Raw genomic sequence first — 14195 nt, forward strand, 5'->3', positions numbered from 1 at the left:
TCAGCGCTGGTAGCGGGCCAGCACCCGGTTGCCGTCGTCCACCAGCCGTGCGCGCAGCTCCTCTTCGTCGATCGCGCCGCTGTAGAAATCCTGGAGCGCGGGGGTCGCCACCTTGTCCTTCCACTCGGGATAGCCGCGCACCGACTGGGCGGGCGCCGGCCGCAGCCCCTCCGCGAGCGCGGTGCCGACGGCCCAGCCGTGCTCGGCGTCACGCAGCGACGGGTCGGCCAGCGCCTTCGTTCCGGTCGGCAGCATCCAGTCGCCCCGGGCGAGGCGCACCATGTTGGCGGGGCGCAGCAGGAAGTCGATGAACGCGACGGCCTCCTTCTTGTGCGGGCTCTCCTCGGCGACCGACAGCGTCTGCGGGCTCACGCCCTGGACCGCTCCGCCCGAGCCGGCCGGCATCGGCAGCACGGTCCACTCGAACCCCTCGGGGGCCTGCTGGATGACCTGCTGGCGGTAGGAGAACCCGAGCGGGAGCATCGCGTACTTGCCGCCGAAGAACCCGGGCAGCGCGTCCGACCCGCCCATGCCCAGCGCGCTGCGGGCCGCGCTGCCGTCGGTGTTGACCTGGTCGCGGATGGTCCCGGCCACCACGCCGTCGCCCTCCTCGAAGCGCAGGACCGCCTTGCCGTCGTCGTCGCGGTGGAAGAGCCGGCCGCCGCCGGACAGGCCGAGGTTGAGGGTGACGGAGACCGGTTCCTTGAGCGGCCAGGCGATCCCGTACCGCCCCTTGCCGGTCAGCTCCTTCGTCACCCGCCGGAACTCCTCCCAGCTCCAGGGGCGCTGCGGGGTCGGGACGCGGGCGCCCGAGGCCTTCAGCAGCTTCGTGTTGGCGATCAGGACCCGGGGCTCCTGGAGGAAGGGCACCCCGTGGACGCCCTCGCCGAAGGTGGTGGTGCGCCAGGACTGCTCGGGGATGTCGGCCTCGAGCCGGTCGGGGAGGAAGGGGCGCAGGTCGGCGAGGTACCCGCCGTACGCGAAGTCGGCCAGGTCGTCGGACGCGTCGTGGATGACGTCGGGGGCCTCGCCGCCCTCGAAGGAGGTGAGCAACTGGTCGTGGACGCTGTCCCAGCTGCCCTGGACGTAGTCCACCTGGACGTCGGGGTGGGCCGCGTTCCACTCCTTCACCAGCTCTTTGTTGGCGTCGACGGACTCCTTCTGCCAGGCCAGCGACTGGAACCGGAGGCGGATCACACCGTTCGCGTCCCGCCCGTCGTCGCCGTCGGAGCAGCCGCCGAGCAGGAGCGTCAGCACGGCGACCGCGGCCGCCGCCCGCCGGACCGTGGCGCGCATCAGCTCTTCACCGCCCCGGCCGTCATCCCGCCGGTGATCCGCCGCTGGATGAGGGCGAAGAGGACCAGGGAGGGCAGCGTGGCGAGGAAGGCGGCGGCGGCGAGCGGCCCGAGGTCGGCCACGCCCTCCGCGCCGAGGAAGTGGGTGAGGACGACCGGCAAGGTCTGCTTCTCCGGGGTCTTGAGCAGGACGAGCGCGAAGAAGAACTCGTTCCATGCGGTGATGAACGCGAACAGCGCGGTGGCGACGATGCCGGGGGCGAGCAGCGGGGCGACGACCGAGACGAGGGTCCGCACCCGGCCCGCCCCGTCGACGGCGGCGGCCTCCTCCAGCTCGGTCGGCACGGCCCGTACGTATCCGGCGAGCATCCACAGGGCGAAGGGGAGCGACCAGACGACGTAGACCAGGACGAGCCCCCACAGGGTGTTGATCAGATGCAGGTTCTTCAGGATCAGGAAGAGCGGAATGATCACCAGGACGAACGGGAACGCCTGGCTGACCACGACCCAGCCGGTCGCGGCGGTGGCCAGGCGGCCCCGGTGGCGGGCCATCACATAGGCCATCGGGGTGGCGATCACGACGGCGATCACGGCCGCGCCGAGGGCGGCGATCAGCGAGTTGGCCGCGGCCTGGAGCAGCGGCTGCTCGTCGAAGGCCTGCCGGAAGTTGTCCAGGGTGGGCTGCTCGGGGATCCAGGTGGGGTGCAGCGAGCCCAGTTCGCGGGCGGGTTTGAAGGCGGTCGAGATCAGCCACACGAACGGGAACGCGAGGAAGACCAGATACGCCAGGAGCGCCAGGTACTGAGCGGCCCGCGCGGTCCTGCCGGTGCGCAGACCCGTCGACTCCCGCCCGGCCGGGGTCCGCCTCCGCGGCATGCTCCTCATCGGTCCTCGCCTCCCCTGAGCCGGCCGACGAGGTAGAGGGCCAGGAGCACGGAGATCACCGCGACCATCACACAGCCCATCGCCGCGGCATAGCCGAACTGTCCGTAGCGGAAGGCCTCCTCGTAGGCGAAGAGCATCGGCAGCCGGGTCCGGCCGCCGGGTCCGCCGCTGGTCAGGACGTAGACCAGGGCGAAGGAGTTGAAGTTCCAGATCAGGTTGAGCGCGGAGATCGCGAGCGCGATCGGCTTCAGCGCGGGCCAGGTGACCGTACGGAACCGGCGCCAGGCGCCCGCCCCGTCCAGGGCCGCGGCCTCGTGGAGTTCGCGCGGGGTGTTCTGGAGTCCGGCGAGCAGGGCCACGGTGGTCTGCGGCATGCCCGCCCAGATACCGACGAGGATGACGGCGGGCAGCGCGGTGGCGAGGCCGGTCAGCCAGTCCCGGCCGTCCCCGAGACCGAGGTCGCGGATGGTCTCGTTGAGGATGCCGGCGTCCGGGTTGTAGACGAGCCGCCACATGATGCCGACGACGACCTCGGGCATCGCCCAGGGGATGATCGCCAGCGCCCGCGCCAGCCAGCGCATCCGCAGGTTCTGGTTGAGCAGCAGGGCGAGGCCCAGCGCCAGGAGGAACTGCGGGACGGTGACACCGACGGCCCAGAGGAGACCGATCCGGAACGAGTCCCAGAACAGGGTGTCGTGCAGCAGGTCCTGGAAATTGAGGGTACCGATCCACTGGGTGGAGCGGGTCCGGCCGGACTGCGCGTCGGTGAAGGCGAGAGCGATGCCGTAGAGGAGGGGGCCGACGCTGAGGATCAGGATCGGGATGAGCGCGGGCAGCACCAGGAACCAGGCGGCCCGGTCCCCGAACGCCTTCTGCGCCGGACGGCCCGGTCGCCCGGATCGCCAGGAGCTGCCCCGGCGTCCGCCGCCCCCGCCGCTCCCACCCTGCCCGTCCTGCCCGTCCCGTCCGTTCCGGTCGCCGTGCCGGCCGTCCGGTCCGGACCGCTTCGCCGCGGTCACCGATGTCACGAAGGAGACCTCTCTGTCTCTGATGTCCTTACCGCACCCGAGACGTGCTTCCCTGTTCCGGCTGCTCGGAGGCCTCCGTCATCGTGCTGACGGGCCGTGGGTTCGTCAAGGTGGCCTGCGGGGATGCGAAAATCGCATCCATGGACGAAAAGCGCGCACGCGAGGTACTGACGGCCGCCGGGTTCCCCGGTGCGGCGAAGCTGCTCGCGCTGGGCGAGAACGCGGTCTTCGCCGCCGACGACCTGGTGATCAAGGTCGGCCGGGACGCCACCGGCCACCCCGAGCTCCGCGAGCGGGCCGAGCGGGAAGTGGCGCTCGCCGACTGGCTCGCCGCCTCCGGCGTCCCGGCCGTCCGCGCGGCCGAGCGGCGACCCCGCTCGGTCGAGGGCCACCCGGTGACGCTGTGGCACCGGCTTCCCGACCCGGTGCGCCCTGCCGAGCCGCGCGACCTCGCCCCGCTGCTCTCCCTGGTGCACGCGCTGCCCGCCCCGGCGGACTTCACCCTGCCGCGCCGCGAACTGCTGGGCGGCGTGGAGCGGTGGCTGAGCCTGGCGGGCGAGGCGATCGACCCGGCCGACGCCGACTACCTCCGCGAGCGCCGCGACGGCTTCGCGGCCGCGGCCGCCGCGCTCGTCCCCCATCTGCCGCCCGGCCCGATCCACGGCGACGCGCTCCCGCGCAACGTCCATGTCGGACCCGACGGCCCGGTCCTGGTCGACCTGGAGACGTTCTCCGCCGATCTGCGGGAGCACGACCTGGTCGTCCTCGCCCTGTCCCGCGACCGCTACGGTCTCGACCCCGCGGCCTACGACGCCTTCACCTCCGCCTACGGCTGGGACGTCCGGGAGTGGGAGGGGTGCGCGGTGCTGCGCGGCGCCCGCGAGACGGCCAGCTGCGCCTGGGTCTCCCAGCACGCCCCGGCCAACCCGAAGGCGCTCGCCGAATTCCGCCGCCGGGTCGCCTCGCTGCGGGACGGGGACTCCGCGGTGCGGTGGTACCCCTTCTAGCGGACGCGGCGGGCCTCGTCCGCCGGCCGCCGCCCGCGCTTCCCCAGGCGCGATCCCCCTGGTGTCCCTAATGTCGGGATCCAGCGGCACTCCATGACCGCGACCACCGCTCCGCGAGGCCGCACGGCCCGAGAACGGATGCGGCGGGAGAAGGCGATGCAGGGGAAAGGAAGTCCTGTCGTGGCGAAGGCATATCTGGTGGGCAGCGGGATCGCATCGCTGGCGGCGGCCGCGTTCCTCATCCGCGAGGGCGGGTTCGCGGGCCGGGACATCGTGATCCTGGAGGAACAGGACCGCGAGGGCGGCAGCCTGGACGCGGCGGGCACGCCCGAGACCGGCTACACGATGCGCGGCGGCCGGATGTTCGAGATCCACTTCGACTGCACGTACGACCTGCTCTCCTCGATCCCGTCCCTGGACGACCCGTCGAAGTCGGTCACCGAGGACACCTTCGCCTTCCACGAGGACTTCGCCTGGGACGACCACGCCCGGCTGATCGACGCCGACGGGCGGATCATCGACGCGCACGCGATGACCTTCAGCGAACGCGACCGGCTCGAGCTGATCACGTGCGCCTCCACACCGGAGAGCCACCTCGACGGCAAGCGGATCGCCGACTGCTTCCACCCGGACTTCTTCACCACCAACTTCTGGGCCATGTGGTGCACCACGTTCGCGTTCGAGCCGTGGCACAGCGCGATCGAGTTCCGCCGCTATCTCAACCGCTTCGTCCATCTGTTCCGCACCTTCGACACCATGTCGGGGATCTACCGCACCCGGTTCAACCAGTTCGACTCGATCGTCCGGCCCCTCCTGCGGTGGCTCACCGACCAGGGCGTACGGATCCAGCTCGGCACCCGCGTCAGCGACCTGCGGCTGGCTCCGGGTGACGGCCTCAGCGTCGAGGCCATCGCCTGGGACCGCGCCGGACAGTCCGAGGAGACCCCTCTGGACGCCGATGACCTGGTCATGGTGACGAACGGGTCGATGACCGCCGACTCCGCCCTGGGATCCACCACCGCCGCCCCCGTCCTGGACACCACGTCGTCCAGTGGGGCGTGGCGGCTGTGGGAGACGCTCGCGGCCCGGCGCCCCGGTCTGGGCAACCCCGCCGTGTTCTGCTCCACCCCGCGGGACTCCACCTGGGAGTCGTTCACCGTCACCACGCAGAACCCCCTGTTCTTCGAGCAGATGGAGAAGCTCAGCGGCAGCGAGGCGGGCAAGGGCGGGCTGATCACCTTCAAGGACTCCAGCTGGCTGCTGACGATCGTCCTCAACCATCAGCCCCACTTCCACGACCAGCCCGAGGGCACGTTCGTGTGGTGGGGCTACGCCCTCTTCCCCGACAAGGAGGGCGATTTCGTCAGGAAGCCGATGTCACGGTGCACCGGCCGCGAGATCCTGGACGAGGTCCTGCGCCACCTGCGGCTGGAGGACCGCGAGGAACTCCTGGACGACGCGATCGTGATCCCCGCGCTCATGCCCTACATCACCAGCCAGTTCCTGGTCCGCGAGGCGGGGGACCGCCCGCAGGTCGTGCCCGAGGGCTCCACCAACCTCGCGTTCATCGGCCAGTACGCCGAGGTGCCCGACGATGTCGTCTTCACCGTCGAGTACTCCGTGCGCACCGCGTGGACCGCCGTCGCGCAACTCCTCGACCTGGACAGGCGGCCCCCGCCCGTCTACCGGGGCAAGCACAGTCCCCAGGTCCTCCTCGAAGCCCTGGAAACGCTCCACCGGCGTTAGGCGGGCCGGGCGCGCGTCGAACGGGTGACGCGCGCCGCACCACCGGCCGCCGGCTCAGCGGCTGCGCGGGATCACCGGCCAGGAGGCCTCGACGACGGCCGCCGGGTCGGCGGTGCGGCGCAGATACGCCTGGAGCGAGGCCGACTGCTCGGCGGCCGCCCGGATCTGAAGGGCGTGCAGCTCGGCGGGCGGCAGGGTGCCGACGGGCAGGTGCCGCTCCCCCATCCGGCGCACCACGCGCACGGCGGCCACCGCGTCGGCGCTCGCGTCGTGGGCTCCCTCGAGCGTGACCCCGTAGTGGTCGCACAGTGCCTGGAGGGCCCGCTTGCCCTTGCGGTACTTGTCGACGTGCTTGTCGATCACCAGGGGATCGATCACGGGCGAGGGCGCTCCGCCGACCCGCTCCTCGACCGACGGCAGCCCGTACCTGCGGCATTCGCGGTCCAGCAGGGAGAGGTCGTAGCGCGCGTTCATCACCACCAGCGGGACGCCCGAGCCCAGCACCCCGGCGACCGCGTGCGCGATCTCCTCGACCGCGGACGCGGCCCGCGCCCCGTGCCGGCGGGCGTGGTCGGTGCCGATGCCGTGGATCGCGGAGGCCTGCTCGGGTATGGCCACCCCCGGGTCGAGCAGCCAGGTCCGCTGCTCGGCGACCGTGCCGTCCGGGTCCAGCCGGACCAGTGCGGCGGTGACGATCCGGTCGTTCTCGACGTCGGTCCCCGTCGTCTCCAGGTCGAAGCCGACCAGTGTGCCCCGGTGCCAGCTCATCCCGATACCTCCTTCGTGGTGCTCCCCCGTGGTGCTCCCCCCGAGTGATGACCACCTTCGCACGGGCCACTGACAGAGCCCCAGGAGGCCTGCGGCGCACGGCCCGCCGGGTGGAGGGCGGCCGGGACCGTCAGGAGACCGGCCGGGAGTCCGTCCAGACCGATTCGAACTCCTCGCGGTACGTCTCGAACAGGCCGTGCTCACTGTCCTGCCCCGCCCGCACCACCGTGCGCCTGCCGCCGCCGCGCAGGACCAGCACCGGCGCCTCCATGCCCCGGGCCCGCCGCAGATAGGGCTGGACGACGCCCACGGCGTCCGGGCCGTCGCCGTCCACCAGGTAGGCGGTGAAGCGCGGGGTCTCGTCGAAGACCTGGATCTCGAACGCGCCGGGGTCGCGGAGCTTGGAGCGCACCCGGCGCATGTGCAGGATGTTCATCTCCACCGAGCGGCTCAGCTCGCCCTTCTTGAGGCCGAGTTCCCGCTCCCGGCGGCGGACCGCGCTGCTGGCCGGGTTGATGAACAGCAGACGGACCCGGCAGCCGGACTCGGCGAGCCGGACGAGCCGGCGGCCGGAGAAGTTCTGGACGAGCAGGTTGAGGCCTATCCCGATGGCGTCGAGCCGCCGTGCCCCGCCGAACAGGTCCTCGGCGGGCAGCTGGCGCTGGAGCCGGACCCGGTCGGGGTGGACGGAGACCACGTCCGCGTACCGGTCGCCGACCAGCTCCTCCACCGCGTCCACCGGCAGCCGGTCGGCGGAGGGGACGGAGGCGCCGCTGCCGAGGATGTCCAGGAGGCGGGCGGAGGCGCGCTCGGCCTGGGCGAGGACCGCCTCGTTCAGCGCGCGGTTGCGGGAGACGACGTTGCGTGCGACCTCCAGCTCGTCGAGGGCCAGCTCGACATCGCGCCGGTCGTCGAAGTACGGCTCGAAGCAGGGCCAGTGCTGGACCATCAGCTCGCGCAGCTGCGGGAGCGTCAGGAAACTGAGGACGTTGTCGTCGGCCGGGTCCAGCAGATAGCCCTTGCGGCGCGAGACCTCGCGTACGGCGACGGCGCGCTGCACCCACTCCTGCCCGGCCGGTCCGGCCGCGGCCACCACCCACTCCTCGCCGTGCACCGGCTCGTAGATCGGCCGGAGCACCGCGGCGACCACGGCCCGCAGGCGTTGTTCGACCAGATTCAGCCAGATATAGGCGCGCCCGGCCCGCTGGGCACGGGTCCGCACCTCGCCCCAGGCCTCCGATCCCCAGTCCAGCTCGGCGCCTATCTCCATGGGCTGCGCGAGGGACACCGCCCCGGGCGGGGCATCGGTCGATTCCCCCTCGTGACCTGCGTCACCTGGGGGCAGCTCGAACCCTCCCGAGCTCACCCGCGTACCGCCTTCCACTCCCCCACCCAACGATCAAGGAAGGGTACTCCGGGAGCGTGATCCGACGCAGCCCGATGCGCAGGCGACTTTCTCAACTCCCCTACCGGAGCGGCCTGTTCCTTGCGGCGAGATCGGGTGGAGTGAGCTGATTCATAGTGATTAGGCCCCCTGCCCCGGGCCGGGAACCGGACGCCCGCCGGGTGACGGGGTCCGGAAGCACGTCCGGAGCGGCACCCGGGTGTCCGAAGTTGACCGGTGCGGCCGGGGCGGGGCGACGGGATGCGGCCGCACCGCGCGACGTCCTAGGTGAGCGCCCCGTCTTCGGGGAGTATTCGAGAGGCATCGAGGAGTATCGGGCCGAGGAAAGCCACCGCACCCGGATCAGAAGTGGAAGAGTCTTCATCATGCAGGTCTGGCCGGGACACGCTTATCCCCTCGGCGCCACGTACGACGGCGCCGGCACCAATTTCGCGGTCTTCTCCGAGGCCGCCCACCGGATCGAGTTGTGCCTGTTGCAGGACGACGGCTCGGAAACGGCGGTGGAGCTCCGCGAGACCGACGCCTTCGTGCGCCACGCCTATCTGCCCGGAGTGATGCCGGGTCAGCGGTACGGCTTCCGGGTGCACGGCCCCTACGAGCCCCAGCGCGGCCGGCGGTGCAACTCCGCGAAGCTGCTGCTGGACCCCTACGCCCGCGCGGTGGCCGGAAAAATCGAGTGGGGCGAGGAGGTGTACGGCTACCCGTTCGGCAGGCCGGACGCCCGCAACGACCTCGACTCGGCCCCGCACACCATGAGCGCGGTGGTGGTCAACCCGTACTTCGACTGGGGCGACGACCGCCGGCCCCGGACGGACTACCACCGCACCGTCCTCTACGAGGCCCATGTGAAGGGCCTGACGATGCTGCACCCGGGCCTCCCGCCCGAGCTGCGCGGCACCTACGCGGGCCTCGCGCACCCGGAGGTGATCGCCCACCTCACCGAACTGGGCGTCACCGCGATCGAGCTGATGCCCATTCACCAGTTCGTACAGGACCACCGGCTGGCGGACATGGGGCTCGCCAACTACTGGGGCTACAACACCATCGGCTTCTTCGCCCCGCACAACGCCTACGCCTCCTGGGGCGACCGCGGCGAACAGGTGCTGGAGTTCAAGCAGGCGGTGAAGGCGCTGCACCAGGCGGGCATCGAGGTCATCCTCGACGTGGTCTACAACCACACGGCCGAGGGCAACCACCTCGGACCGACGCTCTCCTTCCGCGGCCTCGACAACGCCTCCTACTACCGTCTGACCGACGACCAGCGCTATTACATGGACACCACGGGCACCGGGAACTCCCTGCTCATGCGGTCCCCGCACGTCCTCCAGATGATCATGGACTCGCTGCGGTACTGGGTGACCGAGATGCATGTGGACGGCTTCCGCTTCGACCTCGCGGCCACGCTCGCACGCCAGTTCCACGAGGTGGACCGGCTCTCCTCGTTCTTCGACCTGGTGCAGCAGGACCCGGTGGTCAGCCAGGTGAAGCTGATCGCCGAGCCGTGGGACGTCGGCGAGGGCGGCTACCAGGTGGGCAACTTCCCGCCGCTGTGGACCGAGTGGAACGGCAAGTACCGCGACACGGTCCGCGACCTGTGGCGCGGCGAACCGCGCACCCTGGCGGAGTTCGCCGGGCGGCTCACCGGCTCCTCCGACCTCTACCAGGACGACGGCCGCCGGCCGCTCGCCTCGATCAACTTCACCACCTGCCACGACGGTTTCACCCTGCACGACCTCGTCTCGTACAACGACAAGCGCAACGACGCCAACGGGGAGGACAACCGGGACGGCGAGGGCCACAACCGGTCCTGGAACTGCGGCGCGGAGGGCGAGAGCGAGGACCCGGAGATCCTGGAGTTGCGGGCCCGCCAGATGCGGAACTTCATCGCCACGCTGATGTTCTCGCAGGGCGTGCCGATGCTGAGCCACGGCGACGAGTTCGCCCGTACGCAGCGCGGCAACAACAACGCCTACTGCCAGGACAACGAGCTGGCCTGGGTGCACTGGCCCGACCCGGACGAGCCATCGGACGCCCCCGCCTCGACGCTGCTGGAGTTCACCCGGGCCATGGTGTGGATGCGCCGCGACCACCCCGTCTTCCGGCGCCGCCGCTTCTTCCACGGGCGGCCGGTGGAGGGCACCCACGACGAGCTGTCCGACATCGCCTGGTTCACCCCCGAGGGCGAGGAGATGACGCAGCAGGACTGGCAGGCGGCCCACGCCAAGGCGATGACCGTCTTCCTGAACGGCCACGCGATCTCCGAACCGGGGCCGCGCGGCGAGCGGATCTCCGACGACTCGTTCCTGCTGATGTTCAACGCGAGCGCCGAGACGCTGGAGTTCGCCGTCCCCGTCGACCACGGGGAGCAGTGGCAGGTCGTCGTCGACACCGCGCGGCCGGACGGGGTGGAGCCGGGGACCGGGCCGAAGGTGGCCGAGGGCGAACGGGTCACGCTGATCGGGCGCAGCCTGACGGTGCTGAAGCGCCCGGCCTGAGCGGCGGCGGGGCGGCAGGAGACAGGGGTGAGGGTTCCGCCCGGGGTGACACGGATCGCCCCGGGCGGGGTACGTAGGAGTCCATGACGCCCTCCGCGACGTACCGCCTGCAGCTCCAGCCCGACTTCCCGTTCGCCGCCGCCGAGAAGGCCGTGCCGTACCTCGCCGCGCTCGGCGTCTCGCACCTCCATCTGTCGCCCGTCCTGGAGGCGGTCCCCGGCTCCTCGCACGGCTACGACGTGGTCGACCACAGCCGGGTCCGGGCGGAGCTGGGCGGCGAGGAGGGGCTGCGCTCACTCGCCTCGGCCGCCCGCGAGCACGGGCTCGGCCTGATCCTGGACATCGTGCCCAACCACATGGCGGCCTCGCCCCGGCACAACCGCCGGCTGTGGGACGTGCTGCGCGAGGGACCGGCGTCCCCGTCCGCCCGCTGGTTCGACATCGACTGGGCGGCGGGCGGGAACCAGGTGCTGCTGCCGGTGCTCGCCGGGCCGCTCGGCCGGGAACAGGACGCCCTCGCGGTGGACGGGGAGGTGCTGCGCTACGGCGAGCTGGAGTTCCCGCTCCGCGCGGGCACGGCGGACCTCCCGCTGCCGGAGCTGCTGGACGCCCAGCACTATCGGCTCGGCTGGTGGCGGCTGGCCCGCACCGAGCTGAACTACCGGCGGTTCTTCACCGTCTCGGAGCTGATCGGGGTCCGCGTCGAGCACCCGGAGGTCTTCGAGGCGACGCACGCCAAGGTCATCGAACTGCTCCGCGACGGGGTGCTGGACGGGCTGCGCATCGACCATCCGGACGGCCTCGCCGCCCCCGCCGCCTACCTGGACCGGCTGAACGAGGCCACCGGCGGCCGCTGGACGGTGGTGGAGAAGATCCTCACCGGCCAGGAGAGCCTGCCGGCGGAGTGGGCGGTCGCGGGCACCACCGGGTACGACGCGCTGCACCGGATCGACGGGCTGTTCACCGACCCGTCCGGCGCGGCGGAGCTGCTCGGCCACTACCGGGAGTTCGCGGGCCCGCCCGGCGACCGGGGCGGCTCGTGGGCGGCGACGGTGCGCCGGGCCGCGTACCGGGTGGCCACCCATGAGCTGGCCGCCGAGACCGCCTGGCTGACCCGGCTGGCGGCCGGGATCTGCGGCCGGGACCCGGCGCTGCGCGACCACGCGCCGTGGGCGCTGCGGACGGCGGTCCGGGAGCTGCTGGTGCGGATCCCGGTCTACCGGCCGTACGTCACGGCGGGCGAGCCGCCGACCCGGATCGCGCAGGAGACGCTGACCGACGAGGCGGTACGGGACGCGAAGGCGGTGTTCTCCGTGCCGGAGGAGGCGGCGGCCGTCGACGTCGTACGGGATCTGGCGCTCGGGCGGCTCGGCGACGGTGAGGAGCAGGCGGCGTTCTGCGCCCGGTTCGCGCAGACGGCGTCCGCGCTGCACGCCAAGTCGGTGGAGGACACGGCGTTCTACCGGTACGTCCCGCTGATCTCCGCCACCGAGGTGGGCGGGGACCCGGGGCGGCCCGCGGTGTCGCCGGAGGAGTTCCACGCCTTCGCCGCCCGGATCGCCCGCGACTGGCCCGCCACCGGCACGGTCCTGACCACGCACGACACGAAACGCAGCGCGGACGTCCGGGCCCGGATCTCGGTGCTGTCCCAGTGCCCGGCGCGCTGGGCGGCGCTGGTGACGGAGCTGACGGCGGCGACCGCGGCCGGGGCCCCGGACCCGCAACTGGCCTGGGAGGCATGGCAGTCGGCGTACGGCTGCGCGGAGCTGCCGGCCGGGGAGCTGGCCGGCCGGCTGGAGCCGGCGCTGCTGAAGGCGGTGCGCGAGGCGGGCCTGTTCACCAGCTGGACGGAGCCGGACCCGGCGTACGAGCGGGCGGTGTCGGATTTCGTCGCCGCCGGTCCGGGCAACGGGTCGGGGGTGACCCGGACGCTGGTCGCCGAGTTCGCGGACGCGCTCGCCCCGCAGGTGCGGGCCCAGGTGCTGGGGGCGGCGCTGGTGCATCTGACGATGCCGGGGGTGCCGGATCTCTACCAGGGCACGGAGAGCGAGTACCTGGCCCTGGTCGACCCGGACAACCGGCGGCCGTTCCGGCGGCCCGAGGTCCCGGACGAGAAGCAGGCGCTGACGACGATCGCACTGGGGCTGCGGCGGGAACTCCCGGAGGTGTTCGGGGAGTCGGGGACGTACACGCCGCTGACGTCCCGAGGGCCGGCCGCCGCCCATCTGGTGTCCTTCCACCGGTCGGGCGAGGTGGTCACGGCGGTGACCCGGCTCTCGCTGCGGCTGGCCGAGGGCGGCGGCTGGCGGGACACGGTGCTGGAGCTGCCGGCCGACGGCCCGTGGCGGGACCTGCTGTCGGCCTCGCCCGGCCGGGAGTTCGCGGGGGGCGCGGTGGCGGCGGCCGAGCTGTTCGCCGAACGGCCGGTGGCGCTGCTGCAGCGGGTGCGGGGCTGAGCGGCGGCGGGGCCGCGGCGGCGGGGACGATCAGGACGGGCGGACGAGCAGGGTCCGCGGGCCGCGGGTGAGCAGGCCGCCCGCGACCGGGCGGAAGCCGTCGGCCCAGCGGATGCCGGGCATCGCCGTCAGCAGGGCGCGCAGGCCGTGTTCGGCCTCCATCCTGCCGAGGAGGGCGGCGGGGCAGCCGGCCGGTCCGATGAGCAGCGGGTCGGCGTCGGCACGCAGGGGGTCGAACCGGTCGGGTGCGCCGAACCGGGCCGGGTCGCGGCCCGCCGCGCCGATGAGGCAGGCGACGGGCGCGTCGGCGGGCAGCGTGCCGCCGCTGACGGCCACCTCGGTACGGGTGCGGCGCAGCACGATCTGGACGGGCGGGTCGCGGCGCAGCGTCTCCGCCCAGGCCCGGTCGAGCAGGGTCCCGGACCCCGCCCCGCCCGTCGCGGCGGCCAGCAGGTCGGGGTCGTCCAGCATGTTCGCGAGGAACGAGGCGAGGGCCCGCTCGCGGAGCGCGGTGTGCCCGGCGCAGTCGCCCCCTCCCGCGCCGGTCCGCCGGTGGCCGCCCGCCGCGGCGCCGGCCGCTCCGGCGGGCAGCCACCGGCAGAAGTCGCCGACCAGGTCGGCCCCGTCGCGCCCGGCGATCCGGCGGGCCAGGACGTACGCGGTCCGCTCGACGGCGGGTTCGGCGGTGCGGCTCGACACGGCCGGCGGGACGCAGACCAGGCTGCCCCGGCAGAGCCCCAGCGGGACGAGGGTGCGGCCGCGCGGGGCCCCGTCGTGCGGGTAGCCGGTGAACCGGGGGTCGGTGAGGGCCTGGGCCACATCCGCGTACCGGCTCAGCAGCCAGGCGCCGAGGCCGGCGTCGTAGCCGAGCGGGTAGTCGGTGCGCAGCAGGCGGTAGAGGCGCAGCCGGTAGGGGTCGGTGGTGGCCCCCGGCGTCAGGAGTCCCGGCTGCCCGCCCGCGAGCCGGTGCGGGCGGCGGGCGGCGGGCAGGGCGTCGGGGCGGTCGACCGGCATCCCGCGCCCCCTGGAATCGGTGCGCCGGCGTCCGGCGCGCGTCTTCCCAGCGGACCATCCCCGGGGGCGCGCCGCAGCCGGCGTGCGTCCGTTCGG

The 14195-nt window shown here is 72.8% G+C and carries 10 protein-coding genes; 4 read left to right on the forward strand and 6 right to left on the reverse strand.

Annotated features, from left to right (window positions below; translation table 11 throughout):
• Genes ACH4UK_RS20540 through ACH4UK_RS20550 form a run of 3 tightly spaced genes read right to left on the reverse strand, consistent with a single transcriptional unit; the run spans nucleotide 1 to nucleotide 3208 of the window.
• Nucleotides 1-1296, reverse strand: coding sequence for an ABC transporter substrate-binding protein (locus tag ACH4UK_RS20540; RefSeq protein ID WP_398358161.1), 1296 nt, complete (start codon nucleotides 1294-1296; stop codon nucleotides 1-3).
• Nucleotides 1296-2171, reverse strand: coding sequence for a carbohydrate ABC transporter permease (locus ACH4UK_RS20545; protein ID WP_398358163.1), 876 nt, complete (start codon nucleotides 2169-2171; stop codon nucleotides 1296-1298). The genes ACH4UK_RS20540 and ACH4UK_RS20545 overlap by 1 nt, the downstream gene beginning before the upstream one ends.
• Nucleotides 2172-2176: 5 nt before the next feature.
• Entirely contained in the window at nucleotides 2177-3208 is a 1032-nt protein-coding gene (locus tag ACH4UK_RS20550) for a carbohydrate ABC transporter permease (protein ID WP_398358164.1), read from the reverse strand.
• 140 nt (nucleotides 3209-3348) lie between these two features.
• Between ACH4UK_RS20550 and ACH4UK_RS20555 the strand changes: the two genes are divergently transcribed.
• Both ACH4UK_RS20555 and ACH4UK_RS20560 read left to right on the forward strand, forming a co-directional pair.
• Complete coding sequence (locus ACH4UK_RS20555) at nucleotides 3349-4215, forward strand: phosphotransferase enzyme family protein (RefSeq protein WP_398358166.1); 867 nt, start codon at nucleotides 3349-3351, stop codon at nucleotides 4213-4215.
• Nucleotides 4216-4395: 180 nt separating this feature from the next.
• Nucleotides 4396-5961 carry an oleate hydratase gene (locus tag ACH4UK_RS20560; protein ID WP_398358168.1) on the forward strand — a complete coding sequence of 522 codons (1566 nt, stop codon included), beginning with the start codon at nucleotides 4396-4398 and terminating at the stop codon, nucleotides 5959-5961.
• Between the two features lie 54 nt (nucleotides 5962-6015).
• Here ACH4UK_RS20560 and ACH4UK_RS20565 read toward each other — a convergent pair whose 3' ends face one another.
• Both ACH4UK_RS20565 and ACH4UK_RS20570 read right to left on the reverse strand, forming a co-directional pair.
• Nucleotides 6016-6729 carry a 3'-5' exonuclease gene (locus tag ACH4UK_RS20565; protein ID WP_398358170.1) on the reverse strand — a complete coding sequence of 238 codons (714 nt, stop codon included), beginning with the start codon at nucleotides 6727-6729 and terminating at the stop codon, nucleotides 6016-6018.
• A gap of 130 nt (nucleotides 6730-6859) precedes the next feature.
• Nucleotides 6860-8095, reverse strand: coding sequence for an SAV2148 family HEPN domain-containing protein (locus tag ACH4UK_RS20570; protein ID WP_398358172.1), 1236 nt, complete (start codon nucleotides 8093-8095; stop codon nucleotides 6860-6862).
• Nucleotides 8096-8499: 404 nt separating this feature from the next.
• Here ACH4UK_RS20570 and glgX point away from each other — a divergent pair, with 404 nt between their 5' ends.
• Together glgX and treY are read left to right on the forward strand one after the other, a co-directional pair.
• Complete coding sequence (glgX, locus tag ACH4UK_RS20575) at nucleotides 8500-10629, forward strand: glycogen debranching protein GlgX (RefSeq protein ID WP_398358174.1); 2130 nt, start codon at nucleotides 8500-8502, stop codon at nucleotides 10627-10629.
• An 83-nt stretch (nucleotides 10630-10712) separates the two neighbouring features.
• Nucleotides 10713-13085, forward strand: coding sequence for a malto-oligosyltrehalose synthase (treY, locus tag ACH4UK_RS20580; RefSeq protein ID WP_398358176.1), 2373 nt, complete (start codon nucleotides 10713-10715; stop codon nucleotides 13083-13085).
• A gap of 30 nt (nucleotides 13086-13115) precedes the next feature.
• On the opposite strand, the gene ACH4UK_RS20585 is transcribed toward treY, so the two are convergent.
• Entirely contained in the window at nucleotides 13116-14099 is a 984-nt protein-coding gene (locus ACH4UK_RS20585) for a cytochrome P450 (protein WP_398358178.1), read from the reverse strand.
• Nucleotides 14100-14195: the final 96 nt, after the last annotated feature.

The sequence above is a fragment of the Streptomyces sp. NPDC020884 genome (assembly GCF_044333935.1).
GTDB lineage: Bacteria > Actinomycetota > Actinomycetes > Streptomycetales > Streptomycetaceae > Streptomyces.

Coding starts and splice junctions, on each gene's coding strand:
- treY (WP_398358176.1), top strand. CDS start 10,713: ATGACGCCCTCCGCGACGTACCGCCTGCAGCTCCAGCCCGACTTCCCG.
- ACH4UK_RS20545 (WP_398358163.1), bottom strand. CDS start 2,171: ATGCCGCGGAGGCGGACCCCGGCCGGGCGGGAGTCGACGGGTCTGCGC.
- glgX (WP_398358174.1), top strand. CDS start 8,500: ATGCAGGTCTGGCCGGGACACGCTTATCCCCTCGGCGCCACGTACGAC.
- ACH4UK_RS20565 (WP_398358170.1), bottom strand. CDS start 6,729: ATGAGCTGGCACCGGGGCACACTGGTCGGCTTCGACCTGGAGACGACG.
- ACH4UK_RS20585 (WP_398358178.1), bottom strand. CDS start 14,099: ATGCCGGTCGACCGCCCCGACGCCCTGCCCGCCGCCCGCCGCCCGCAC.
- ACH4UK_RS20540 (WP_398358161.1), bottom strand. CDS start 1,296: ATGCGCGCCACGGTCCGGCGGGCGGCGGCCGCGGTCGCCGTGCTGACG.
- ACH4UK_RS20555 (WP_398358166.1), top strand. CDS start 3,349: ATGGACGAAAAGCGCGCACGCGAGGTACTGACGGCCGCCGGGTTCCCC.